This is a genomic window from Streptomyces sp. NPDC048442 (assembly GCF_040651475.1).
Taxonomy (GTDB): domain Bacteria; phylum Actinomycetota; class Actinomycetes; order Streptomycetales; family Streptomycetaceae; genus Streptomyces.
In genome coordinates this window covers 29,606-53,630 of the sequence record NZ_JBEZKB010000035.1, presented here as the reverse complement: position 1 = coordinate 53,630, position 24,025 = coordinate 29,606, and the positions used below count along the sequence as shown (strand labels likewise).

Below are 24,025 nucleotides of genomic sequence, written 5' to 3'. Positions count from 1 at the left end.
GGCCGGGAGCCGCGACTCCGGTGCGGGGGCTGACGAGTGCGGGGGCTGACGAGTGCCCACAGCCTCTGCGGGTAGTCGTCAGCCCCTGACGGGGAAGACGCGGTCCGGGCCGGAGGACGGCAGTGCTGTCACTGCCGTCGGTACGAGGAGAGTGATGGAGCACGAGGAGCCCGCAGCGACGGGCGGCGACGCACGGGCGGGCCGGGCGGCGGCCCGCCCGGAGCAGTGGGCACACCGGGCGCTCCAGTGGTCCCGGCGGGCGCTGAACCAGTCCGGCCCCGAGCGGCACTCCTTCCTTCTCGCGGCGAAGAGCGTGCTGGCGGCGACCCTCGCCTGGGTGGTCGCGCACGACCTCCTGCACGCACGGTCCCCCGCCTTCGCCCCGTTCTCGGCCGTACTGGTCATGCAGACGACCGTCTACCAGTCGGTGGTGCAGTCGCTGCGATACGTCGGTGCGGTGGTCGCGGGCGTGGCGGTGCAGGGGGTGCTGGGGTTCGTCGCGGGCCCCGACCTCCTGTCGTTCGCGCTGGTCGCGATCGTGTCGTTGGCGATCGGGCGGTGGCGCGTGCTGGGCGCGCAGGGCTCCCAGGTACCCACGGCGGCGTTCTTCGCCTTCTCCACGTACGTCGCCGCCGACAGCGGTGAGCGCCTCACCCAGCTCGGCGAGATCGTCCTGCTGGTCGTGATCGGCTGCGCGATCGGCACCGTCGTGCACATCTGCGTCGTACCGCCGCTGCGCCACCGGAGCGCCGAGGCCGGCATCCGTACGCTCGCGCGCACGTTCTGCGACCTGCTCGCCGACATGGCCCCCGAGCTGCGGCAGGGAGCGCCGGAGCGGGAGAGCGCCGCACGGTGGCGGCAGCGGGCCGCGCGCACCGACGACCTCATCGCCGAAGCGCGCACAGGGCTGCGCACCGCGCAGGAGAGCGTCCACTTCAACCCGCGGCGGCGGCTGCGCGGACACCGGGGGCACGTCACCTTCAGCGGTTACACGGCGGTACTGGAAGCCCTCGTACGCACGCTGTACCAGGTCGCCTCGCTCACCCGGAGCCTCGACCAGTGGTACGCGGAGGTCGAGGAGGAGAGGATCGAGGACTCGCAAAAGGACTCGCAAAAGGAGTCGCAGGAGGACTCGCAGGAAGAGGGGCCGGCGCGGCAGTACGAGGTGTTCGAGTACCGGCCGTTCCTGCGGAGCTACGCGGACTTCCTGGATGCCCTGGTGGAGTTCGGCCAGGTGCTCGGCGAGCTGGAGGAGAGCCAACTGCCGCGCCAGGCCACCCAATTGTGCCGCCTGGTGGGCGGGGCGCAGTCGTGCCGGCGAGCGCTGGCCGCGGAGGCCGCCGGGCAGGGGCTGCCGATGGCGGAGCCCGCCCACCCCTACGGCGTACTGGTGGTCGAGGCGAACCGGCTGATGGAGGAGAGCCAGAACTGCTGCGACGTCCTGCGGGAGTGGGCGCGGGACTGAGCCGCGGCAGGAAGACCGCCCGCTCAGAACTCCAGTACGTCGGCGGGGGCGATCTCGGCACCCATGTTGCGCTCCATCATCCGCAGTGCCGCGGCCGCGAGATCGGCGTGGATGTGCGCCACCGCGTCCTCGGGCACCGCGACCCGGAGGTGGCGGATGTGCGCGTCCAGCGCGGAGTACAGGACGCACTGCTCGGTCACCTGGCCGCAGAGCACGACCCGGTCGACGTCGAGCTGGGTGAGCAGATAGCTCAACGGGGTCTCGTAGAAGATCGAGTGCCGGGCCTTGACGACGAACAGCGAGTCGTCGTCGGGGAGCAGCGGCTCGACGAGCCCGGCGTGCGGCCCCGTGAGGGCGGTCTGGAGGATCTCGCCGTGGTGGGAACGCCACTCCCCGAAATTGTCGTTGACGTAGATGACCGGAACGTCTTCGACGGCGGCACGGGCCCGTTTCAGCAGACGGGCGATGACGGGGACGGCCTCGGCAGCGGACGGGAGGAGCAGCTCCGCGTCGTCGTGGTCGTACGTGTTGATCATGTCGATGACTACCAGGGCGCTCTTCGTCATATCTTCCAGAGTGGCAGGTCCGACGCCTGGGGAGCGGCAGGCCAGAGGGGTCTTTGGCCGCGGAACCGACGCTCGTCCGCTCGTCCGCAGAGGCGCAGGGGTGTCAGGCGCAGCTCTGCACGGCCGATCGGCAGGTTTCATGGAGGGCGAGACGGGAAATGCGCATCTTATGGTGCAAATCGGCTACACGATGATGACCGAGCAGGCCGGGCCCCGCGCTCTCGTCGAGGACGTGGTCGCTGCGGAGCGCGCGGGTTTCGACTTCTCGGTCACCTCTGACCACTACTTCCCCTGGCTGGAATCGCAGGGTCACGCCCCGTACGCGTGGAGCGTGCTCGGCGCGGCGGCGCAGGCCACCGAGCGGATCGGGCTGATGACGTACGTGACCTGCCCGACGGTCCGCTACCACCCGGCGGTGATCGCGCAGAAGGCGGCGACGATGCAGCTGCTCTCCGAGGGCCGGTTCCGGCTGGGCCTGGGCTCGGGGGAGAACCTCAACGAGCACGTGGTGGGCACGGGCTGGCCCTCGGCCCAGGTGCGGATCGAGATGCTCGAAGAGGCGGTGGAGATCGTCCGGGCGCTCTTCGCCGGCGGCAACGTCAATCATCAGGGTGCCCATTTCGACGTGGCGAACGCCAAGCTGTGGGACCTGCCCGACGAACTGCCGCCGATCGGCGTGGCGGTTTCGGGCGAGCGCTCCTGCTCCCTCGCCGGCCGCCTCGCGGACCTGGTGATCGCGACCGAGCCCAAGGCCGGGCTGATCGAGTCCTTCGACCGGCACGGCGGCAGCGGCAAACCCCGGGTGGGCCAGCTCCCGGTCTGCTTCGACACCGACCGGGACGCGGCGGTCGCCCGCGCGCACGACCAGTTCCGCTGGTTCGCCGGCGGCTGGCCGGTGAACTCCGAACTTCCGGGGCCCGCCGGCTTCGCGGGAGCCACCCAGTTCGTGACGCCGCAGGACGTGGCGGAGTCGATTCCGTGCGGCGACCGCGTGGACGACTTCGTCGAAGCGGTACGCCCCTACGCCGACGCGGGCTTCACCGAGATCGCCCTCGTCCAGGTGGGCGGCGACCACCAACGCCCCTTCATCTCCTGGGCGGAGAAGGAACTCCTGCCCGCTCTCCGGGAACTCTGACCGACGGTTTCGGCCCCGGCCCCCGCTGCCGGGGCCCGTCCTCACGTCGTCACGGGGGCTATGCGTCGCCGTGGACCACGCGGACGGTGTCCAGCCCGGGGTCCGTGGCGTCGGGGACGTTCATGCCCGCCTCCACACCGGTGCGGAGATAGGTGAGGACGGGGCCCGTGAGGCGCTCGCCCGGCAGGATCGCCGGGATGCCGGGCGGGTAGGGCGTGACCATCTCTGCGGCGACGCGCCCCGCCGCGTCGGCGAGCGGGACGTCCTCGGTGCGGGCGAAGAACGCTTCCCTGGGCAGCACCGCCTGCTCCATCCGCAGCTCGGCCGGGGCAGGCACCGCAACACGGACGCTCCCGCCGAGCTCGGCGCGGTGAGCGGCGAGGTCGCGCAGCGCGTCCAGCAGCCGGGCGACGGTGGTGGCGTCGTCGGCGTGCGTGATCTGGGCGCTCACCCGCCGGTGGTCGAAGAGATGCATGTCGACGTGGTGGCGGGTGCGCAGCCAGTCGGCGGCGCGGTACCCCGAGACACCCAGCTCCGTGAGGTCGATCACGAGGGGGAGGGGATCGAAGTCCGCTGCCGCACCCGGCCCGCAGAAGTCGTTCCGGTCGTTGACGTGCATGCCGTCGATGCCTTCGACGGACTCCCGGGCGGTGGCGGCGAGTTCCAGCGCGTGCGACATCAACCGGTCCCCGTGCAGCGCCATCTGGCGCCGCCAGCCGTCGATACCGGCATACAGGAGTACGGAGGGGCTTGTCGTGCCGAGGAGGTCGGCACGCAGGGCGAGCGCGGCGGGATCGATGAGGTCGCCCCGGAGGTGGAAGACCGAGCCCTGTTCCAGCCCGCTGCCCATCTTGTGGATGCTGGTGACGCAGAGGTCCGCGCCCGCGTCCATCGCCCAGGACGGCAGGTCGGAGTGGAACGGCAGATGTGCGCCCCACGCCTCGTCGACGATCAGCGGCCGGGACCGGCGATGGCACACGTCGGCCAGCGCCCGCAGGTCGGCGGCGGCTCCGTAGGGGGTCGGGCTGGTGACGAGGGCGCCCTTGGCATCCGGGTGTTCGGTGAACGCCTTCTCGTACGCATCCGGGGACGGCGGGTGGGCGAGGTGGCGCTCGGCGTCCCACTGCGGGTCGATCCACACCGGTTCGATGCCGCACAGGATGAGCCCCGCCACCACGGACTTGTGGGCGTCCCGGCTCACCAGCAGTTTTTCGTGTGGGGCCGCCACGGTCAGCATGGCCGCCTTGACCGAGAGAGAGCTGCCGCAGGTGGAGAAGAAGGTGTGGTCCGCCCGTACCGCGCAGGCCATCAGCTCCTCGGCGCGCTCCAGGACCCGGCCCCGGGTGCGCCGGTCGTCGAGGCCGCCACTGGCCAGGACGTCGCCGAAGAACACCGCGTCGCCCAGGACCTTGCGCACCTCCGGGTCAGCGCCCCGCGCCTGCTTGTGACCGGGTGGGGTGAAGGCCAGTTCGTCCCGTGCGTGGTAGGCGGCGAGCGCGTCGAGGACGGGCGCCTCGGCGTGATTCACAGACATGGAGCTTTCTCCTCGGTCGTACGGGGCACGGGGCACGGGCACGGGGCATCCGATGCAGCTGTCCGGCGTGCTCCCGCGTGCTCACGCGCACCTGACCACCCCTCGGGCAGGCCGCAGCCGTGCCCCGGGCCATGAGGCATCGAGTTCTCAGAGCCGCATCCAGAAGCGGCGTCGGTCAGTGGCGCCCCTGTGAGGGGTTCAGGACGCCTCGACGACTTTGCGCACATGGTCGATGCTGCCGCAGTCGGCCTTGAGGTGTTCCTCGCGTGCGCGCCAGAAGGCGGCACCGAGTTCGGCGCGGCGGGAATCGGCAACGTTCTCCCGGGCGCCGTTCAGGATCGTGCGCTCTTCCTCGTCGGTGTGATGGGCCACGGCTTCGACCAGTTTCTCCAGCTTGTCGTCCCAGTCGGCCGAGCCGACCTTGCCGACCTGGAGCAGCGCCAGAAGGGCTTCGTTCCCCTCGGTGTGCTCCTCGACGCCGTGCTCGACCTCGTCGTCGTCGATGTGCTTGTACCGCTTGAGAGCGGGATACACCTCGGACTCCTCCGCCTCACCGTGAGCGATCAGCAGCGCGGAGAATTCGTGCAGCGCCTGGGCACGGTCCTCCTCCACGCTGCGCATCCGGCGGAACAGCTCCTCCATCCGCCGGTGGTCGTCCAGGATCAGTTCCACCACGTCCTGCGACTGCTCTGCCACAGTCGTCACTCCCTTCGCGTTCGGCCGTGTCCTTGTCGCCCCTCCTACCCTGCCACCACTCTGTTGCACTGCACGGCGAGCCACGAGGAGCCCGACGGCCGGACCGCGCGGGCGGTCCTTTTTACCCTCATCGGCCGTGCCTTGTGCTGGACGCGCCGATCCGGGGTACTCGGCGGGACATGAATTCTTCAATGGTCCTGGCGGCCGGCGGCGGTGCTCCTCTCCTGCTCATCGTGGTGGGCGTGGCGGTGGTACTTGTGCTGCTGGCGGCCTTCGTGCTCGGAAGCCGCCGCACTACCCGCAAGAGGCAGTCACCCGCCGTGGAGGAGGCCCGGGTGGCACACGAATCGGGGGGCAGCCAGCGCGGCGAGACCTGGCAGACGATCGACGACGACCCCGAGCAGGGCAGTCCGCACCGCTGACGCTTCGAGCACGGGTGCCACGCCGTGGGCCGGAGTCGGAGCCGGTCGGGGGGAGACGCCCTGGCTGGTGACCTCCCTGGTCGAGCTGCGTTCCGAGCAGGCGCGTGTCGTATGGGCGTGGGAAACTCGGGTACCTGGCAGTGCCAAGAACGAAACGGCTTCCTCGCAAGGAGCAGCTGATGAGCAGTGCCACCGTCCGCTCCGGTTCGTACTGGATGGAGTACGGGGGCGGAGCGCCGCACCCGCCGCCGCCGGCCGGGATCACGGTGGACGCCGCCGTGATCGGGGCGGGCGTCGCCGGGATCTGCACGGCCTGGGAGCTCGCCCGCGCCGGGAGGTCGGTGGCCCTCCTTGAGGCGGGCCGGATCGCCTCCGGCGTGACGGGCCACACCACCGCCAAGCTGTCCGCCCTGCACGGCCTCGCCTACCAGCGGGTGCGGGACACCCGGGGTGCGCGGGACGCGGCTCTCTACGCGCGCTCGCAGCGCGACGCCGTCGACCATGTGGCGGCGGTGTGCGAGGAGTTGGGGATCGACTGCGACTTCGAACGGCTCGCCGCGTACACCTACTGCGTATCGGGTGAGCAGGCGCGCGCCGTGGTGGCGGAGGCCGAGGCCGCGCGGGAGGCGGGGCTGCTCGCGACGTACGTCACCGAGACCGGGCTGCCGTTCCCGGTGGCGGGCGCGGTGCGGGTGGAGGACCAGGCCCAGTTCCATCCGCGCAAGTATCTGCTGGCCCTGGTCGAGGACTTGGAGCGGCGGGGCGGATCGGTCTTCGAGGGTGCGAGGGTGACCGGGCTGCACGAGGGAGACCCGTGCCGGCTGACGGTGGGGGGCGGGCCCGTGGTGCGGGCGCGCGACGTGGTGGTGGCGACCCACTGGCCGGTCTTTGACCGGTCGTTGCTGTTCACCCGGCTGAAACCACACCGTGAGCTGGTGGTGGCGGGACCGATTCCGGCCGGCCGGGACCCGCGGGGCATGTACCTGACTCCGGAGGGCTCGACCCGGTCCGTGCGTACGGCCCCCTACGGAGACGGCGGAGACGGCGAGGACCGACGGCTGTTGATCGTCACCGGCGAGAAGTTCACCCCCGGTGACGGCGGGGTCGAAGAGCGGTACGCGCGGCTGGAGCGGTGGACCGTCGAGCGGTTTCCCGACGTACGGCTGACGCACCGCTGGGCGGCCCAGGACAACGAACCGTCGGACGGGGTGCCCTTCGTGGGCAGGCTGCGTCCGGGCGCGCGGCACTCCTGGGTGGCCGCCGGGTTCAACGGCTGGGGGATGAGCAGCGGGGTGATGGCGGGGCGGCTGCTCGCCGCACGGATCACCCGCGAGGCCGGCGACGGCACGGGCGACGGCAGCGGCGCTTCCGGGCGTGTGCAGGACGTCCTGTCATGGGCGGATCTCTACGACCCCGTGCGCCTGAGCCCCCGGCACGAAATCCCTTCCCTGCTCGGTACGTCGGCGAGCGCAGCGGCTCACTTCGTCGGAGACCGGCTGCCCCACCGCACCGGCTCCGCGGAGGACGTCCCCCCGGGCGGCGGCGCGGTGGTGCGCGACGGGGCGCGGCACCTCGCGGTGCACCGCGACGACGAGGGGACGCTCCACAGCCTGTCCGCCCGGTGCACCCACATGGGCTGCCTGGTCCGGTTCAACGACGCCGAGCGCACCTGGGAGTGCCCTTGCCACGGGTCCAGGTTCGGGGTGGACGGAGAGGTCCTCCAGGGGCCCGCCGTACGCCCGCTGCCCCGAGTGCCGGAGGCGGACGGTCCGGACGCGGACGGGCCGGACGCGCCTTCATGACGTACGGCACCGAAGCACCTGCCGGCTCCGTGCCGGAGCCGGACACCTGTCGTGCCGTCAGTGGCGCAGTGTCAGCAGGCCCGGTCGGTAGGGCCATTGGCCGTATTCGCCGCCGGAGTCGGGGCTGCGTCCCTGGTAGAGGAATTGCAGGTGGCAGGGATCGACGGTGAAGGTCTGATCGGCGTTCGTGCGGATGAGTTCGCCGTGGCTGATGTCGTTGGTCCAGGTGGCGCCACTGTTGGCCTTGCCGGCGAAGGGGTTGCTCTCGGTCGCGGCCTGGGGCGTCCAGGAGCCGTTCAGGCCGGTGGCCGTGAACGAGCGGAAGAAGCGGCCCTGCGCGCCCTGCGCCTCGACGATCATGAGGTAGCGGTTCTGGCCCTGGAGCTTGTAGACCTGCGGCGCTTCGAACAGGTTGTTCGTCGTGTCGCTCATGATCGTGGTGTAGGCCGAGCCGAAACTGCCCGGGAAGTTCCCGATCGGCATGCTCGCCCGGTAGATCTTGCCGTTGTCGCCGGCGAAGAACAGATACATGTTCGTGCCGTCGGCAATGAGCGTCTGGTCGATGGGACCTGTGGTGGAGCCGGTGATGCTGCCGGAGAAGAGCACCTGCTGCGAGGACCAGCCGTTGGGGTTGGTGGGGTCGCTCGACGTCCGGTAGGAGAAGGCGCTCCCACCGCCCCACTGGTAGGCGAGCACCCAGATGTTCTTCGGCGCGAAGTAGAAGAGCGTGGGCGCGACGACGGAGTTCGACATCGTGTTCTGGCCGGCCGAGGCCATCTCCGACCAGTTGCCGAACAGGCCGAAGTTCATCGAGCCCCAGCCCGCTCCCGTCCCCGCGGCGCCGTGCGTCGTCGCGTAGACGAGGTGCTTGCCGTTGTAGGGGGCGACGGTGAAGTCCTTGAGCGAGGCCCAGCCCGGCTTGGGCTGCGCCAGCGCGCCCGTCGACGACCAGCGGTACGACGACGGAAGGGCGCAGGCGCCCGGGGTGTCGGCGCCGACCTTGACGAGCTGCCACTGCTGGTTGCTGCCGCCCCAGTCGTCGTACTGGACGACGTTCGCGTTGTCGGCGGTGGAGGCGCCCTGTACTTCGAGGGCCTTGTTGCTGTGGCGCGCGACCAGCCGCACGTGGCCGTCCGAGCTGTCGGCAAGCCGCCACTGCTGGTGGGTGGCGTTCAGGTCGGTCCACTGGACGATCGCGCCGCCGTTGGCGGTGGACGCGTTCTGGACGTCCAGCACCTTGCCGGAGTGGCGGGACTTGATGCGGTAGTAGCCGCCGCCGGAGTCGACGAACTGCCACAGCTGCTGGTTCTGGTCGTTCCTGGTCCACTGAGTGATGCGCGCGCCGTCATTGGTCGTCAGGTTGTGGACGTCCAGGGCCTTGCCGCTGTTGCGGTTGACCAGGACGTACGAGGCGTTGGGGTCGACGGTCGCCGCGGCGGCGGGCGGGGCGTAGAGGAGCGTGGCCCCGAGCAGTAAGGACGAAAGGGCCACGAGTACGAGTCTCAGGACCCGGGGCGGACGGCGAAACCACATCAGAAGTACTCCTTCGGGGGACGGAGATGGGGTGACCCCGGCGAACCGTGGAGCGGCCGCGCCGGAGGGTCGGGGACGGCATAGGGGTGCAGGCGGCCGCACATGCCGAAGAGCGGGTGCTCCGGGCGCTCCAGTCGTGACACTTCGCCGTGGCCGAGGTGGGAGAGGTCTCCCGCCTTCAGTTGTTCCAGCTGACGGCCGGTCTCGACAGCTGCGGCCAGGGGGCCGTCACGCCAGCGCACCAGCCAGGTGTCCAGGAGCTCGCTCTTCAGGCGGTGGGCCGCACTGTGGAACTCCTGCAGCCCGCCTTCGCGCAGGGCCAGGAAACCCTCGAGCGCCAGGTCGCGGCGGCAGCGCGCTGCCGCGGCCCGGTCGCCGGTCAGGGCGGCCGCCGCCCGGTAGGCGGGGGGATCGGCCAGCACAGGGGCGGGGAAGGTGAAGACGGCGTCGCCGGCCTCGGGGAGTCCGCTGTTCTGCATGAGCACCACGAGGCGCAGGCCGCCGTCGTTGACCAGGCGGTGGATCGTGCCGGGGGTGAACCAGACGACGTCGCCGGTGTGCAGCGGGGTTTCGGCGAAGCCGGAGGCGGCGAGGGTCTGGACGCTGCCCGTGCCGCCGATGACGACGTAGGCCTCGGAGCAGACGAGGTGCATGTGGGGTGTGCCACCGCACAGCCCGTCGGCGGCCTCCCAGTCGTACACGGTCAACCCGGAGATCCCCACGCCGCCGGGCAGTTGGGTCACCACGGGAGTTGGGCGACATGGCGGGTCAGGCGCTCGCGGGTCCATGCGCCGTTGGCCACGACGATCCGGTAGCGGCGCGACAGGGTGTCGCCCGGGGCCAGCGCCAGTTCCTTGTCGAACGCCAGGGACGGGTTGACGGCGGGGAGGGGTTCGCTGCGGACGAACCAGTGGCAGGGGGCGTCCGGATCGTCGAGGAACAGGAGCGTGGAGGAGCGGTCGACTTCGTCGTGCGTACCGATGAAGGCCAGCCAGTCACCCTGCTCGCCCATCGCGGGGCCGATCACGTCGCCGCCGGTGAAGTCGCGCGGGCCGCGCCAGAACAGACCGGTGTATCCGGCGAGCTCCCTGCCCTGAGTGCCGGGGCTGCCGAACATCAGATCCGTGTCGTGGACGTTGGTCAGCGCGGTGGTGACGTCCAGGGTCCAGGAATCGGCCTCGACGTCGCGCGCGGTCAGCGTGCGGCGCTCGTCGATCCAGTGTTCTCCCGTACTCGTGTGCCAGGCCAGGCCCTCGGTGATCACGGCGCGGCCGTGGCCCGTTTCGGCGGACACGGTGAGGCTGCGCATCGTGCCGAGGTTCGGCAGATCCACGTAACCCTGGCCGCGGAGGTAGGTGCCGCCGCCCCAGAAGTTCTGCCCGGACACCCACGACGCCGTGATCTGGAGGCCCTTGTGCCAGCGGTGGTCGTGCGGGCGGTACCCGGTGACCACGTCGCCGGCGAGCGTACGCACGGGGTGCAGATAGGGCTTGGGCGCCTCGAAGGGGTCCATGACCGGCCGGTGCACATACCGGAAGAGGTCGACGCCGCGGGCTCGGACGGTCAACGAGTCCTCGTTCTGGCGGAGTTCGAAGTTCTCGGGCACTTCGCGCGTCATCGGAACACCTCCGGGCGTCCTCCGTTGAGCGAGCCGTAGAACGGGTCGGCCGTGTCGATCTCGCCGCGCCGGACCGGCAGCCCGGTGATCGCGGCCTTGTACAGGGCACTCACCAGTTCCATGGTGGATCTGCCGAGGTCGGGCCGGATCCCCGCCTCGTAGCCGTCCAGGAAGGCCGCGAGCTGGGCGGTGTGCGAGCTGGGCAGGTCGTCCGGCGGCTCCCACTTCGCGCGGGGCGACCTGGTGGTGAACGTCCAGTCCGCGTTGGAGTAGCCGTACAGGTGCCGCAGTTCGACCGTGGCGTCGGTGAGATCGAAGCGCAGATAGCTCTCCTCGCGCGAGGAGAGGACGCTGTTGACGACCGTCGCGACGGCTCCGTTCTCGAACCGGACCAGGGCCGCGGACACGTCCTCGGTCTGGATGTCGCGCTCCAGGCGGCCGGCCATCGCGCGCACCTCGGCCCAGTCGCCGAGCACTGCGAGCATCAGGTCCATCTGGTGGATGCCGTGGCCCAGCGTCGGGCCACCGCCCTCGCTCTCCCAAGTGCCGCGCCACGGCACGTCGTAGTAGGCGTCGTCGCGGTACCAGGCCGTGACGCACTGCGCGACCAGCGGACGGCCCAGCGTTCCGGCCGCGATCCGCTCGCGCAGGTACCGGGCTCCCGTGCCGTACCTGTGCTGGAACACCGCGCCCGCGAAGGCGGGGCCTTCGGCGGCTCGGATCCGGTCGAGTTCGGCCAGCGACAGCGCCACCGGCTTCTCGCACCACACCCACGCCTCCGACTCCAGGCAGGTCACGGCCTGTTCGGCGTGCAGGAAAGGAGGTGTGCACAGGTGCACGAGGTCCGGTCTCTGCTCCTCAAGCATTGCGTGCAGGTCGGTGTAGACCGCGGGAATGCCGTGTTCGGCCGCGAACGCCTGGGCGCGCGCGGCGTCCACGTCGACGGCTGCCACGACCATGGCCCGGTGCGCCTGGGCCCGGAGGGCGGGAACGTGGCAGATGTCCGCGATTCCGCCGGTTCCGACGATCGCCGTTTTTATCATCCGCCCAACGCCTCCTTGATCGAGTAGTAGGCGGGCTTGGGCCGCAGGTTCTCGTCGTAGGGCAGTGCCGCGCCCTCACCGGGGAAGACGGAGGGGATCCACGAGTACTTGTCCGTGTAGTCCCAGATCGTGATGCCGACGCACTTCTTGACCGCCAGGCAGGCCTTGACGTAGTCCGCGTACCAGGTGGCCTGGGTGGCGAGCTTCTCCGCGGTCGCCGGGAGGGTCATCCGGATGTCGAGTTCGGTGACCGCGACCTCGACCCCGAGGCCGGCGAAGCGCTGCATGTTCTGCTGTACGTCGGCGGGGAAGCCGTACTGGAGCGCCAGATGGCCCTGGATGCCGAAGCCCTCCACCGGGACGCCGTCGGCCTTCAACTGCTTGATCAGGGTGTAGTAGGCGTCGCTCTTGGGGCCGATCCCGTCGACGTTGTAGTCGTTGAGGTACAGCTTGGCGTGGTGGTCGGCCTCGTGGGCCCAGCGCAGGGCGTCGGCGATGTAGCCGGGGCCGAGCGTCTTGTAGAAGAGTGACTCGCGGTAGGTGCCGTCCTCGTTGAAGGCCTCGTTGACGACGTCCCAGTGGATCACCTGGCCCTTGAAGTGCCGGACCACCTTCTGTATGTGGTTCTTGAGGATGGCGCGCAGCTCGGCGGCGGACCAGGTGCCTTCGGTGAGCCAGGCGGGGAGCTGGTTGTGCCAGAGGAGCGTGTGGCCGCGGACCTTCTGGCGGTGGGCCTTGGCGAACGCGACGACCTGGTCGGCGGCGGTGAAGTCGAAGACGCCGCGCGCGGGCTCGGTGGCGTACCACTTCATGGCATTGCCGGGGGTGGTCTGCCCGAATTCGCTGCCGAGGCGCAACAGATAGGCGGCGTCGGTGAACTCGGGGTTGTCGGTGGCGGAGCCGAAGTACTTGTGGTGTTTCCTGGCCAGTTCGCCGAGCGTTCCGGGGCGGGACTCGGCTGATGCGGGGCGGGACTCGGCTGATGCGGGTGCGGCGGCGAGTCCGGCCGCGAGGCAGACGGTGGCGGACAGGGCGGTGAGAATCCGGGACACGGGCATGGACAAGGGCATGGGTCTGGGCATGACGGACTCCTCGGGTGGTGGGAGGTTCAGTCGAGGACGATCGTGGTCAGCGCACGCGGGGCGAGCGTCGCCGTGAGGGTCGTGCCGTGCGTGGAGGCAATGTCGGCCGGGGTGATCGAGCGCCTCTCGTCGGTGACGTAGCCGTCGGGGTGCCGGTCGTGGCCGCCGCGAAGAGAGAACTCGGCGGACTTCTCGGTGGTCGCGGTGTTGAGGATCTCGATCACACGGCTGCCGTCGGGGTTACGGAAAGCTGTCACCTGCAGCGCCGGGTCGGCGTTCGTGGCCGGCACGCGGACGGCGCCGGGGCGGATGAACCGGCTGAAGGCGGCCAGCGCCCAGTACCGCTTGGACACCCGGTAGTTGTCACCGGGGTCGGCGAGCTGGATGAGCCCCCGGGTCGCGCCGAGGGACGCGCCGGTCCAGTAGACATAGGCGTTGGCGTTGCCGACGGTCAGGGTCTTGTGGATGTCGGCCGCGACGGTGAGACCGTCGTAGCCGCTGCCGTCGTCCCAGTTCTCGTTCCAGGTGGAGCCGTCCGGCGACCATTCCGACATCCACACGCGCTTGTCGGTCGGCTGCGGGACGTCGGCCGGACCGCTGTAACGGTGGCCGGTGATGGTCCGTACGGCCTTGTCGGCCGCGGGGTCCGCCTCGATGGCCTTGGTGTAGTCGACCTGCCGGTCCCAGCCCGCGGCGTCGCAGCAGACCAGCTCGGTCTTCAGCCCGGACGCGCGAACGGTGGGCCCGAGCACCTTGAGGAAGTCGACGGCCTGCCGCGGGGTGAACCGCATCGAGGCGTATGCCGCCGTCCAGTCGGGTTCGTTGGTGAACCCCAAGTCGGTGATCTTGATGCCTTCCCGCTGGTAGAACTTCGCGTACTTCACGAGGTAGTTCGCGTACGCCTGACGCCATTCGGGCAGAAGCTCGCCGCCGTCGTTCTCGCTCCCGTTGGTCTTCATGAAGGCCGGTGCGCTCCAGGCGTCGGCGAAGAACCGTGTGACGCCGTAGGCCTTGGCCTCCTTGACGAGCCAGACCTGGCCGCCGTCCCAGCCGTCCCATACGTATTTCGGCGTGGCGTCGGGCCCGCCGGGATCGGTCGGCAGGATCGTCGGCATGTGGTCGTAGACCCTGTCGGTCGACGACCCGATGCCCAGGCGCAGGATCGAAAGGCCCGCGCCTCTGTCCTTGCTGAGCAGCAGGTCGAGCACCTCGCGCTGCTTGGCCGGGCTGAGGCCGCGCGCGCCGTGCAGCAGGTCGGCCCGCTGGAAGGCCATCGAGAAGCCGAATCCGTCGATGGGCTGGAGTGCGGAGCGGAAGTCGATGGCGGATCGCGCGGAGTCGATGGCGGGTCGCGCGGGGGCGGCCGCGGCCTGCGAGGCCAACGCCAGCGTCAGTACGGCTGTCAGTGCGGTCAGGCGTTTCACGACGTCTCCTCGGGGAGGGGGAGAGAAGGGGAGGTCACGCGGACGGGTCAGCCCTTGGTGGCACCTGCGGTGAGGCCGCCGATGAGCTGCCGCTCGGCGACGGCGTAGAAGGCGAGGGCGGGGGCCATGGCGAGCACGATGTAGGCGAGGACGAGCGCGTAATCGGTCGAGTACTGGCCCTGGAACTGCTGGACACCGACCGGGATCGTCTGCCATTTCGGATCGTTGAACACCAGCAGCGGCAGGAAGAAGTTGTTCCAGCTCGCGACGATCGCCAGCACCGAGACCGTGCCGAGCGCCGGACGTGCCATCGGCAGCAGGATCTTCCAGAAGAAGCGGAATTTGCCGCAGCCGTCCATGAGGGCCGCCTCCTCGACCTCCGCCGGAATGGTCCGGAAGAAGCCGCGCAGAATGATGATCGTCATGGGGAGCCCGAAGGCGGCCTGCGGGAGGATCACTCCGAGCGGGTTGTCCAGCAGGTCGAAGTTGCGCAGCAGCAGGAACAGCGGCAGTACGGCGACCGCGAACGGGAACATCAGCCCGATCGTGAACAGCGTGTAGAAGAGCTCGCGGCCCCGGAAGGCGTAGCGGGCCAGCACGAACGCCGCCATGGCGGAGGCCGCCACCGTGCAGAACGTCGTGCCGATCGCGATGCCCGCGCTGTTGGCGATCTGCCGCCAGAACATTGCGTCGCCGAGAATGCCGGTGTAGTTGCCGGTCTTCCAGTGTTCCGGCAGCCCGAACGGGTTGGTCGTCAGCTCGCCGGTGCTCTTGAAGCCGGAGATCACCGCGTAGATCAGCGGGACGACGACGAACGCGCCGATCAGCCAGATCACGGCGTGCAGCGACAGGCCGCGCGCCGCCTTGCGGGCGTTCATCGGCCACCTCCCGTGGTGATGGCCCCGCTCAGATCACGGCGGAGCACGTAACGCTGGTAGAAGAGGGAGAAGACCAGACTGATCATGAACAGCACCACGCTGATCGCACTGGCGTAGCCGACCTGGTAGCGCTTGAACCCGAACTGGAACATCGAGACCGCCATCGTCTCGGAGGAGTGGTTGGGGCCGCCCGCGGTCATGACCCAGACCAGGTCGAAGAGCTGGATGGCCCCGATGACCGAAAGGAAGACGCTGATGCGGATCGTCGGGCCGAGCAGCGGCAGCGTCACGTACCGGAAGCGCTGCCAGGCGCCGGCGCCGTCGATGGAGGCGGCATCGAGGACCTCGCGCGGGATGCTCTGCAATCCGGCGAGGAAGAGCATCATGTGGAAACCGAAGTACTTCCAGGTCATGACCACGAACAGGGTCGGCATGACCGTCGAGTGATCGGCGAGCCACTTGCCCTGCAACCCCTCCAGGCCGAGGGCGCCGGCGAGATGGTCGGCCATGCCGTCGCCCGGAAGGAAGATCATGGTGAAGAGGACCGCCGTGACCACCTCGGACAGGATGTACGGCGCGAAGAAGAGCATGCGGTAGACGGCCCGGCCGCGCAGCTTCTGATGGAGCAGGACCGCGGTGAACAGCGCGAACGGCAACTGCACCGTGATCGACAGGACGATCAGGTACAGCCCGCGCCCCAGGTCGCCGAGGAAGACCTGATCGGTGAACAGCCTGGCGTAGTTCTCGAAGCCGACGAAGTCGTCCATGGGGCCGATGCCGCCCCACTTGAAGAAGCCGGTGCAGACGGCGACGACGATCGGGGCGAGGACGAAGACGAGGAAGAGGATCAGGGCCGGGACGAGAAACCAGGCGACCGACGCCCAGCTTCCCAGCCCGCGCAGGAGCGACCGGGCCGGGGCGTACGGGCGCGGGGGCACGGCGTCCGCCGTCCGCTCCTCGGCCGGGTCCTCGGTCGGGTCTTTGGTTGGGTCTTTGGTGGGGGCTGCCACGGGGCTAGGCACCTTTCGCAGCCTCGGTGATCGACTCGGTGACCTGCTCGGGCGTCTTCTTGCCCGCGATGAGGTCGGCGACGCTGTCGTTGACCTCCTGGCCGACCGCCGGCGGGTAGGCCTGGTCGAGGAAGAGCTGGAAGCCGCTCGCCCTGACCAGGCTGTCGGCCACCACCTTCCTGTTGGCGTCGGTGAGCTGGCTCTCCGCGCCCTTGACCACGGGCAGGTAGCCCTGGGAGGCAAGCAGCTTGGACTCGTTCTCCAGCACGAGGAACTTCAGGAAGTCCAACGCCTCCTTCGGGGCGCCCTTGCGCAGCGCGAAGCCGCTGCCACCGCCGAACACCTCGGTGGCCCGGCCGACTCCGCCGTCGACCGTGGGGAAGGGGAAGAAGCCCAGGTCCGCTCCGAGGCCGGCGCCCGCGTCCTTCTGTACCGACGGTCCCCACTGCCCCATCAGCTCCATGGCGGCCTTGCCGTTGCCCATGGTCGCGGCCTGGCCGCCGGCCGTGGAGTAGCCGGCGCCGAGGAAGGCCGTCTGGAACGGCTGGAGGTCGACCAGCTCCTTGAGGTGAGTACCGGCCTGGACGAAGCCTGCGCCGGTGAAGTCCTTGGTGGTCGCGGCCTGTTGCAGCGCGGGCAGGCCCGCGACGCGCATCGCGAGGTAGGCCCAGTAGTAGTGGCCCGGCCATTTCTCCTTGCCCGCGAGGGCGATCGGAGTGATGCCCGCGGCCTTGAGCTTCTTCGCGTCTTCGAGGAGCTCGGCCCAGGTGGCCGGCGGCGCGGTGATCCCGGCTCTCGCGAAAAGCTTCTTGTTGTACCAGAAGCCGACCATGCCGATGTCGTAAGGCACCGCGTAGGTCCGGCCCTCGATCTGATAGGCCTGCAGCGACACCGGGGTGAGGTCGGACGACCAGCCGAACGCGTCGGTGAGGTCCTCGACCAGCCCCGCGTCGACCTGCTGCTGCAGCACGCCGCCGCCCCAGGTCTGGAAGACGTCGGGGAGCTTGCCGGAAGAGGTGGTGGCGGTCAGTTTGGACTTGAACGCCTCGTTCTCCAACGAGGTCGTATTGATCGTGATCTTCGGGTGAGTGGCCGTGAACGCCGAGGAGATCTGCGGGAAGAGGGACTTCCCCGGTTCCGTCGTGGCGATGTTCCACCACGCGAAGGACACCTTGCCGTCGGCCGCCGGCTTGTTGCCGGAGCCGTCGCCGCCGCAGGCCGCGGTCAGCGAGACGGACAGTGCGGTCAGGCCCGAGAGCGCCAGGAAGCTTCGTCGGCTCGGGGGTGTGCTGGCCATGGGACCTCCGGGGTGGGAATGCCGATACGTGCTCGAAAATGTTTCGAAATACTCTCGAATTCGGTGCTGCCACAAACTAGGAACGTGCGGCTTCTCGGTCAATACCTGTCGCAGACTTATCCGAAAACAGCTACTCCCCCCAGGGTTGACAAGGGGGTCGCAGCGACCGGAAACTCTTCGAAAGTTTTGCGATACTTGCCGCCAGATCGAGGCGCCAGATCGAGGCGCCAGATCCAGGCGCCGGCCCAAGGCGTCCGCGTAGAGGAGAGAAGTTGACCGAGCAGCGTCCGACCCTGGCCGTCATCGCCGCGGAGGCGGGGGTCTCCCAGGCCACCGTGTCCAAGGTGATCAACGGCCGCTCCGATGTCGCGCCCTCGACACGTGAGCGGATCGAGGGCCTGCTGCGATCCCACAACTACCTCCACCCCGGCCGGCAGGGCAGGGCCCGCAGATCGGGCCTGGTCGACTTGATCATCGGCGGTCTGGACAGCGCGTGGGCGGTGGAGATCCTGCGCGGCGTCGAGGCCGAGTGCGCCCGGCGGAGCGTCGGCACCGTCGTCTCGCTCGTCCCGCCGGGCGAGGCCACGCCGTCGAGCTGGGCCGCACTGCCGGTCCTGCACCACAGCGACGGCGTCATCCTCGTCACCGCCTCGGTCACCCACGCCCAGCGCGCCCAGATCGAACGGGCCGGGGTGGCACTGGTGGTCATCGACCCGATCGACCTGCCGGGCAACAGCGTGCCGAGCATCGGCGCGACCAACTGGGCGGGCGGCCTCGCCGCCACGGAGCACCTGCTGGAGCTGGGACACCGCCGGATCGCCACGATCGGCGGGCGCAAGGAGATGCTCTGCAGTCAGGCCCGCATCGACGGTTACCGGGCCGCGCTGGAGCGGGCCGGGATCGAGGTCGACCGCGACCTGATCCGGTTCGGCGACTTCCAGCACGAGGGCGGGTTCCGGTGCGCCCAGGAACTGCTCGCCCTCCCCGAACCGCCGACCGCCGTCTTCGCCGGGAGCGACCAGCAGGCGATGGGCGTCTACGAAGCCGCCCGGCAGGGCGGGCTGCGCATCCCGCAGGACCTCAGCGTGGTCGGCTTCGACGACCTGCCGATGTGCGAATGGCTGTCACCGCCGCTGACGACGGTGCGTCAGCCGCTGGAGGAGATGGGCCGGCTCGCCGCCCGCGTGCTTTTCCAGCTTCTGGAGGACCAGCCCCTGGTCAGCCCCCGGATGGAACTCTCGACCGAGCTCAAGGTCCGGCTGTCCACCGCCCCGCCCCGTGCCTAGGAGAACCCCTTGAGCGAGCCCTGGCGTGACCCCCTCCTGCCCGCGTCCGTGCGAGTCGCCGATCTGCTGGAACGGATGACGACGCAGGAGAAGGCGGGGCAACTCGTCGGCTTCTGGGCGCTGCCCTCGAACCCAGGAGCACCTGTCGCGCCGATGGAGGACGATTCCGGCGAGTCCGCGCCCGGCCTCGACGACATCGCCGTCCACGGGCTCGGCCAGCTCACCCGGGTGTACGGCACCGCGCCGATCACCGCGGAAGCCGGGATGGAGCGGCTCGCCCAGCTCCAGCAGCAGGTGAGGGAAGCCGGCCGGTTCGGGATTCCGGCGGTCGCTCACGAGGAGTGCCTGACCGGGTTTATGACGTTCGGGGCGACGGTCTTCCCCGGCCCGCTCGCCTGGGGTGCGTCCTTCGATCCCGGGCTGGTACGGCAGATGGCCGCTGCCATCGGCGCGGGGATGCGGCGGGTCGGGGTCCACCAGGGGCTGGCTCCGGTGCTCGACGTGGTCCGCGACTACCGGTGGGGGAGGACCGAGGAGTGCATCGGCGAGGATCCCTATCTCGTCGGAGCGATCGGCACCGCCTATGTGCAGGGCCTGGAAGGCGCCGGGATCGTGGCGACGCTCAAGCACTTCGCCGGGTACTCGGCCTCGCGCGGCGGCCGGAACATGGCCCCCGCCGCCGCGGGGCCGCGCGAGTTCGCCGACGTACTGATCGAGCCCTTCGTACGGGCACTGCGCGAGGGCGGCGCCCGGTCGGTGATGAACAGCTACACGGACGTGGACGGCGTCCCGGTGGCCGCCGACGCACGGCTGCTGACCGAGCTGCTCAGGGGCGAGCTGGGGTTCAGCGGTGTGGTCGTCGCCGACTACTACGCCGTCTCCTTCCTTCAGACCCGGCACGGCGTCGCCGGATCGCGCGGCGCGGCCGGCGCGCTGGCGCTGACCGCCGGGATCGACGTCGAGCTGCCCACGGCCCGCTGCTACGGCGAGCCGCTGACCCGACTCGTGCGGTCGGGAAGCGTCCCCGAGGAGCTCATCGACCGGGCCGCGGAACGGGTCCTGCTGCAGAAGGCCGAGCTCGGCCTGCTCGACCCCGGCTGGGAACCCGTCACACCCGGGCCGGTCGACCTCGACCCGCCGGACAACCGGGCACTGGCCAGGCTCCTGGCCGAACGGTCCACCGTGCTGCTCGCCAACGACGGCATCCTGCCGCTGCGGCCGTGCCGGGTCGCGATCAGCGGGCCGTACGCCGACGATCCTCAGTCCTTCCTCGGCTGCTACTCCTTCCCCAACCACGTGGCGCTGCCCGGCGACCTCGGGGTGGAGATCCCGACGCTCGGCGAGGCGCTGACCGCCGCCGGGTTCACGGTCACCGAGGACGAGCCGGACGTGAACGTGCTGGTGCTCGGGGACCGGGCCGGCATGTTCGGCCGGGGCACCTCCGGAGAGGGCTGCGACGCCGCGACCCTCGACCTGCCCGGCGACCAGGCCGCACTCGCCTCCGCCGTGCTGGACTCCGGCGTGCCGACCGTCCTGGTCCTCGTCTCCGGACGGCCCTACGCGCTCGGCACGCTGGCGGAGCGGGCATCGGCCGTGGTGCAGGCTTTCTTCCCGGGGGAGGAGGGCGGGACGGCGCTGGCCCGGATCATCCGCGGGGCCGCGGAACCGTCCGGGCGGCTGCCCGTCTCCATCCCCCGCCAGGCCGGCGGCCAGCCCGGCACCTACCTGCACGCCAGGCTCGGCGGGCACACCGACTGGAGCTCGGTGGACCCGACCCCGCTGTTCCCCTTCGGACACGGGCTGAGCTGGACCAAATTCAACTGCTCGGAGCTCTCGGTGGATCCCGTCGCCGCGACGGACGGGACCGTCGCCGTCTCGGTCACCACACGCAACGTCGGCGAGGTGGCCGGGACCGACGTGGTCCAGCTGTACCTGTCGGACCCGGTGGCGTCAGTCGTTCGGCCGCAGCGGTGGCTCGCCGGATTCGGCAGGGTCGAGCTGCAGCCGGGGGAGGCCGCCCGGATCACCTTCTCCGTCCATGCCGACCGGACCTCTTTCACCGGGCTCGACCTGCGGAGAAGGGTGGAACCCGGCGAGATCGGTGTGGCCGTCGGACGGTCCAGCGGCGACCTTCCGCTCCAGGGCTCCTTCACTCTGGAAGGACCCGTACGCCACCCGGCAGCCGACCGGGTGCTGTCCGTGCCGGTCGAGATCGTCCCGGTCCCCTGACGCACCGTCATCCCGGGTGGGTCGGCTGGAAGCGCGTCCCCGGCGAAGGATGCGGTGCGCTTATGGCGGGAATTTGTCGAAAGTCTTTCGACGGCTCCTGTGCGTTTGAAAGCCGGTATTTGGCTGCTTCGGGGGAGCGAGCCCCGAAACCATTTCGAAACTCTTGACATGTTTCGGCAAGGTTTCCACACTGAGTCCCGAGGCGGCGTCGCCCGTCTTTCCCGGGGGCCGGATGCCGGCCTCGAATCCTTACGCACTGATGGCGCGTGTCCTTTTTCCATGGACGACGGCGTCGTTTACGCGGATTCCCTCTGCCGCACTTCCCTCTGCCGCACTTCAATCCTTCCGTGATTTCCCCCCTGGAGGCTCAGTCGTGGGCTCAATTGCCATTCCCCCACCCACCGTCCGCCGGAGGATCGGCGCTCTGCGTACGGCGCTGGTCGTCGGCGTCCTCGGTGTTGCTGCCGCGTTGGTGCCGCCGCCGACCGCACACGCCGCCGAGAGCACGCTCGGCGGCGCGGCGGCGCAGAGCGGCCGTTACTTCGGCACCGCCATCGCCTCGGGCAGGCTGGGCGACCCGGCGTACACGACGATCGCGGGCCGCGAGTTCAACTCGGTGACGCCCGAGAACGAGATGAAGATCGACGCCACCGAACCCCAGCGGGGCCAGTTCAACTTCACCGCAGGCGACCGCGTCCACAACTGGGCGGTACAGAACGGCAAGCAGGTGCGCGGCCACACCTTGGCCTGGCACTCCCAGCAGCCCGGCTGGATGCAGAGCCTCAGCGGCAGCACGCTGCGCCAGGCGATGACCCAGCACATCAACGGCGTGATGACCCACTACAAGGGCAAGATCGCCCAGTGGGACGTCGTGAACGAGGCCTTCGCCGACGGCAGTTCGGGAGCCCGGCGCGACTCCAACCTGCAGCGCACCGGCAACGACTGGATCGAGGCCGCCTTCCGCACCGCGCGCGCCGCCGACCCGGCCGCCAAGCTCTGCTACAACGACTACAACGTCGAGAACTGGACCTGGGCCAAGACCCAGGCCATGTACGCCATGGTCAAGGACTTCAAGCAGCGCGGCGTGCCGATCGACTGCGTCGGATTCCAGTCGCACTTCAACAGCGACAGCCCCTACCACAGCAACTTCCGTACCACCCTGCAGAGTTTCGCCGCCCTCGGCGTCGATGTGGCCGTCACCGAACTCGACATTCAGGGTGCCTCGGCCACGACCTACGCCCAGGTGACCAACGACTGTCTGGCCGTCTCGCGCTGCCTCGGCATCACCGTCTGGGGCGTACGCGACACCGACTCCTGGCGACCGGAGCACTCGCCGCTGCTGTTCGACGGCAACGGCAGCAAGAAGCCCGCCTACACCTCCGTCCTCAACGCACTCAACTCCGGCTCCTCCACACCCCCCGTCGGCTCCGGACAGATCAAGGGCGTCGGTTCGGGCCGCTGCCTGGACGTGCCCGGTGCCAGTACCACCGACGGAACCCGGCTCCACCTGTGGGACTGCAACAACCGCACCAACCAGCAGTGGACCGAAACGGCCGCAGGTGAGCTCAGGGTCTACGGCAACAAGTGCCTGGACGCCGCCGGAACCGGCAACGGCGCCGCAGTCCAGCTCTACAGCTGCTCGGGTGGCGACAACCAGAAATGGCGCCTCAACTCCGACGGATCCCTCACCGGCGTCCAGTCCGGCCGCTGCCTCGACGCGGCCGCCAACGGAACCGCCAACGGCACCCTGATCCAGCTCTACTCCTGCTCGAACGGAAGCAACCAGCGCTGGACCCGCACCTGACCTGTCACGGCGAAAGGGGGAACCGACGAAGACCTACGGTGCGGCTTCCCCCACCCCTCGGCCGCAGGCGGCTGCTGAGCCACTCGCGGGTGACCCGTGCCGGGGGGAGGCCGGCCCCTGGCGACGCGTGCCTGGCCTGGCTCATTTCGTGTCGCCTTAAAGGCGTAGCGACCCGCGTTCGCCGGGCGGCAATCTGGACCCGGCAGGACGCCCTTGTGCACGGTCCAGGACCCCGCATGTGCGGGGTCCCGCGCAGTTCCCGAACCGCGGAGGCTTCCACGATCCGGCCGCCCGCACCGTCCAGGAGGAGGGCGGCGACACGTGCGAGGTCGGCGGCGCTGCCCGCGAGACCGCCCGCGGGTGCGGACCCGGGATCCGTCGTGCACCGCAACGGGTGCACGGTCCGCTCCACCGGGGAACCGGTGTGCGTGCGGTGGCCGGGCACGGCGCGGACGGTACCGGGGCCCGAGGACGCGCCGGGCAGCACACCGATGCCGGTACCGGCCGGCCCCAGCAGGTTGTTGCCCACGGCCCGGTGCCAGGGAAGCGCGGTGACGCTCTCCGTGACCCGGCCCGCGAGGGCGTAACCGACGTTCGAGTACGAGAAGGTGCCGGGCGTCGTTCAGGCCGCTGCGGGCCCGGTGGCGGACAGGAATCCGGCCGTCCAACGTGCCAGCGAGCCGGCGCTCTCGTCGTCGTGGTCGGACGGCAACCCCGCCGTGTGGCTGAGCAGACGGCGCAGAGTGGCGTCGAGCGCGGGGTGGCCGCCGTACGGGCCGACGGACCCGGGAGCGAGCCACTCGCGTACCGGCAGGTCGAGGTCCAGGTCTCCGTCGGAGACCAGCTGGGCCGTGGCCAGAGCCGTGAAGGTCTTGGTCACCGACCCGTAGGCGAACACGGAGTGCGGCGCGACGGGCCGCCCGGAGCCGAATTCCTCCTCGCCGTACTCCCACGTCGCTACCTCTCCCCGACGGTGAACGGCCAGCTGACAGCCGACCACGTGAAAGGAGCCGGCAAGTCGTGCGAGCACGTCGCCGAAGCCGAAGGACGCGGCGGAAAGCGTCGCGGCAGAGAGCGGGGCGGTGGAAAGTGAAGAGGTGGAGAGCGAAGAGGAGGGAAGTGAGGAGCGTGAAAGTGAAGAGCGGGAAGAAGGGCCGGAAGGAGCTGCGTCGCCCTGCGGAACGGCACGTGTGTCAGACAC

19 protein-coding genes and 1 pseudogene are annotated in these 24,025 nt (G+C 70.0%); 7 read left to right on the top strand and 13 right to left on the bottom strand.

Annotated elements, in window-relative coordinates; genetic code table 11:
* The first annotated feature begins 154 nt into the window (after positions 1 to 154).
* Positions 155 to 1,465, top strand: a complete 1,311-nt coding sequence (locus tag AB0D18_RS35735) for an FUSC family protein (protein WP_362428515.1) — start codon at positions 155 to 157, stop codon at positions 1,463 to 1,465.
* 23 nt (positions 1,466 to 1,488) lie between these two features.
* Here AB0D18_RS35735 and AB0D18_RS35730 read toward each other — a convergent pair whose 3' ends face one another.
* Entirely contained in the window at positions 1,489 to 2,031 is a 543-nt protein-coding gene (locus tag AB0D18_RS35730; RefSeq protein ID WP_362428512.1) for an isochorismatase family cysteine hydrolase, read from the bottom strand.
* 169 nt (positions 2,032 to 2,200) lie between these two features.
* Between AB0D18_RS35730 and AB0D18_RS35725 the strand changes: the two genes are divergently transcribed.
* Positions 2,201 to 3,166: an LLM class F420-dependent oxidoreductase gene (locus AB0D18_RS35725; RefSeq protein ID WP_362428509.1), complete on the top strand. Its 966-nt coding sequence runs from the start codon at positions 2,201 to 2,203 to the stop codon at positions 3,164 to 3,166.
* A gap of 58 nt (positions 3,167 to 3,224) precedes the next feature.
* Here the strand turns inward: AB0D18_RS35725 and AB0D18_RS35720 are convergent, their stop codons facing one another.
* Positions 3,225 to 4,700, bottom strand: a complete 1,476-nt coding sequence (locus AB0D18_RS35720) for an aminotransferase class I/II-fold pyridoxal phosphate-dependent enzyme (RefSeq protein WP_362428507.1) — start codon at positions 4,698 to 4,700, stop codon at positions 3,225 to 3,227.
* A 198-nt stretch (positions 4,701 to 4,898) separates the two neighbouring features.
* Positions 4,899 to 5,396, bottom strand: a complete 498-nt coding sequence (locus AB0D18_RS35715; protein ID WP_362428504.1) for a hemerythrin domain-containing protein — start codon at positions 5,394 to 5,396, stop codon at positions 4,899 to 4,901.
* A 179-nt stretch (positions 5,397 to 5,575) separates the two neighbouring features.
* On the opposite strand from AB0D18_RS35715, the gene AB0D18_RS35710 reads away from it, so the two are divergent.
* The gene (locus tag AB0D18_RS35710) at positions 5,576 to 5,818 is read left to right on the top strand and encodes a DUF6479 family protein (protein ID WP_362428501.1); all 243 of its coding nucleotides are present in this window, start codon (positions 5,576 to 5,578) and stop codon (positions 5,816 to 5,818) included.
* Positions 5,819 to 6,033: 215 nt separating this feature from the next.
* Positions 6,034 to 7,620, top strand: a complete 1,587-nt coding sequence (locus tag AB0D18_RS35705) for an FAD-dependent oxidoreductase (protein WP_362428624.1) — start codon at positions 6,034 to 6,036, stop codon at positions 7,618 to 7,620.
* A gap of 57 nt (positions 7,621 to 7,677) precedes the next feature.
* Here the strand turns inward: AB0D18_RS35705 and AB0D18_RS35700 are convergent, their stop codons facing one another.
* The 9 genes from AB0D18_RS35700 to AB0D18_RS35660 all read right to left on the bottom strand — a co-directional run bounded on the left by AB0D18_RS35700 (position 7,678) and on the right by AB0D18_RS35660 (position 17,505).
* Positions 7,678 to 9,153: a non-reducing end alpha-L-arabinofuranosidase family hydrolase gene (locus AB0D18_RS35700; RefSeq protein WP_362428498.1), complete on the bottom strand. Its 1,476-nt coding sequence runs from the start codon at positions 9,151 to 9,153 to the stop codon at positions 7,678 to 7,680.
* Positions 9,153 to 9,899 carry a cupin domain-containing protein gene (locus AB0D18_RS35695; RefSeq protein WP_362428495.1) on the bottom strand — a complete coding sequence of 249 codons (747 nt, stop codon included), beginning with the start codon at positions 9,897 to 9,899 and terminating at the stop codon, positions 9,153 to 9,155. Before AB0D18_RS35695 ends, AB0D18_RS35700 begins: the two co-directional genes overlap by 1 nt.
* Positions 9,893 to 10,771: a PmoA family protein gene (locus AB0D18_RS35690; RefSeq protein WP_362428493.1), complete on the bottom strand. Its 879-nt coding sequence runs from the start codon at positions 10,769 to 10,771 to the stop codon at positions 9,893 to 9,895. The genes AB0D18_RS35695 and AB0D18_RS35690 overlap by 7 nt, the downstream gene beginning before the upstream one ends.
* Positions 10,768 to 11,814, bottom strand: a complete 1,047-nt coding sequence (locus tag AB0D18_RS35685; RefSeq protein WP_362428492.1) for a Gfo/Idh/MocA family oxidoreductase — start codon at positions 11,812 to 11,814, stop codon at positions 10,768 to 10,770. The genes AB0D18_RS35690 and AB0D18_RS35685 overlap by 4 nt, the downstream gene beginning before the upstream one ends.
* Positions 11,811 to 12,896: an endo-1,4-beta-xylanase gene (locus AB0D18_RS35680; protein ID WP_362428489.1), complete on the bottom strand. Its 1,086-nt coding sequence runs from the start codon at positions 12,894 to 12,896 to the stop codon at positions 11,811 to 11,813. Before AB0D18_RS35680 ends, AB0D18_RS35685 begins: the two co-directional genes overlap by 4 nt.
* 26 nt (positions 12,897 to 12,922) lie before the next feature.
* Positions 12,923 to 14,320, bottom strand: coding sequence for a glycoside hydrolase (locus AB0D18_RS35675; RefSeq protein WP_362428487.1), 1,398 nt, complete (start codon positions 14,318 to 14,320; stop codon positions 12,923 to 12,925).
* A gap of 47 nt (positions 14,321 to 14,367) precedes the next feature.
* On the bottom strand, positions 14,368 to 15,198 hold the full coding sequence (locus AB0D18_RS35670) for a carbohydrate ABC transporter permease (protein WP_362428484.1): 831 nt from the start codon (positions 15,196 to 15,198) through the stop codon (positions 14,368 to 14,370).
* Positions 15,195 to 16,100: a sugar ABC transporter permease gene (locus AB0D18_RS35665; protein ID WP_362428621.1), complete on the bottom strand. Its 906-nt coding sequence runs from the start codon at positions 16,098 to 16,100 to the stop codon at positions 15,195 to 15,197. Before AB0D18_RS35665 ends, AB0D18_RS35670 begins: the two co-directional genes overlap by 4 nt.
* 112 nt (positions 16,101 to 16,212) lie before the next feature.
* A complete protein-coding gene (locus AB0D18_RS35660) occupies positions 16,213 to 17,505 on the bottom strand; it encodes an extracellular solute-binding protein (protein WP_362428481.1) in 1,293 nt (430 codons plus the stop codon).
* 272 nt (positions 17,506 to 17,777) lie between these two features.
* Between AB0D18_RS35660 and AB0D18_RS35655 the strand changes: the two genes are divergently transcribed.
* The 3 genes from AB0D18_RS35655 (at position 17,778) to AB0D18_RS35645 (ending at position 22,824) form a co-directional block, all read left to right on the top strand.
* Complete coding sequence (locus tag AB0D18_RS35655) at positions 17,778 to 18,791, top strand: LacI family DNA-binding transcriptional regulator (protein ID WP_362428479.1); 1,014 nt, start codon at positions 17,778 to 17,780, stop codon at positions 18,789 to 18,791.
* A gap of 9 nt (positions 18,792 to 18,800) precedes the next feature.
* The gene (locus AB0D18_RS35650) at positions 18,801 to 21,020 is read left to right on the top strand and encodes a glycoside hydrolase family 3 N-terminal domain-containing protein (RefSeq protein ID WP_362428476.1); all 2,220 of its coding nucleotides are present in this window, start codon (positions 18,801 to 18,803) and stop codon (positions 21,018 to 21,020) included.
* A gap of 373 nt (positions 21,021 to 21,393) precedes the next feature.
* On the top strand, positions 21,394 to 22,824 hold the full coding sequence (locus tag AB0D18_RS35645; RefSeq protein ID WP_362428473.1) for an endo-1,4-beta-xylanase: 1,431 nt from the start codon (positions 21,394 to 21,396) through the stop codon (positions 22,822 to 22,824).
* Between the two features lie 4 nt (positions 22,825 to 22,828).
* On the opposite strand, the pseudogene AB0D18_RS35640 reads toward AB0D18_RS35645, so the two are convergent.
* Positions 22,829 to 23,824: pseudogene (locus AB0D18_RS35640) on the bottom strand (serine hydrolase domain-containing protein).
* Positions 23,825 to 24,025: the final 201 nt, after the last annotated feature.

Excerpts from the sequence above, each read along its gene's own strand:
- AB0D18_RS35705 (WP_362428624.1), top strand. The coding sequence starts at position 6,034 with ATGGAGTACGGGGGCGGAGCGCCGCACCCGCCGCCGCCGGCCGGGATC.
- AB0D18_RS35690 (WP_362428493.1), bottom strand. The coding sequence starts at position 10,771 with ATGACGCGCGAAGTGCCCGAGAACTTCGAACTCCGCCAGAACGAGGAC.
- AB0D18_RS35725 (WP_362428509.1), top strand. The coding sequence starts at position 2,201 with ATGGTGCAAATCGGCTACACGATGATGACCGAGCAGGCCGGGCCCCGC.
- AB0D18_RS35735 (WP_362428515.1), top strand. The coding sequence starts at position 155 with ATGGAGCACGAGGAGCCCGCAGCGACGGGCGGCGACGCACGGGCGGGC.
- AB0D18_RS35685 (WP_362428492.1), bottom strand. The coding sequence starts at position 11,814 with ATGATAAAAACGGCGATCGTCGGAACCGGCGGAATCGCGGACATCTGC.
- AB0D18_RS35660 (WP_362428481.1), bottom strand. The coding sequence starts at position 17,505 with ATGGCCAGCACACCCCCGAGCCGACGAAGCTTCCTGGCGCTCTCGGGC.
- AB0D18_RS35720 (WP_362428507.1), bottom strand. The coding sequence starts at position 4,700 with ATGTCTGTGAATCACGCCGAGGCGCCCGTCCTCGACGCGCTCGCCGCC.
- AB0D18_RS35700 (WP_362428498.1), bottom strand. The coding sequence starts at position 9,153 with ATGTGGTTTCGCCGTCCGCCCCGGGTCCTGAGACTCGTACTCGTGGCC.
- AB0D18_RS35670 (WP_362428484.1), bottom strand. The coding sequence starts at position 15,198 with ATGAACGCCCGCAAGGCGGCGCGCGGCCTGTCGCTGCACGCCGTGATC.
- AB0D18_RS35710 (WP_362428501.1), top strand. The coding sequence starts at position 5,576 with ATGAATTCTTCAATGGTCCTGGCGGCCGGCGGCGGTGCTCCTCTCCTG.
- AB0D18_RS35680 (WP_362428489.1), bottom strand. The coding sequence starts at position 12,896 with ATGCCCAGACCCATGCCCTTGTCCATGCCCGTGTCCCGGATTCTCACC.
- AB0D18_RS35730 (WP_362428512.1), bottom strand. The coding sequence starts at position 2,031 with ATGACGAAGAGCGCCCTGGTAGTCATCGACATGATCAACACGTACGAC.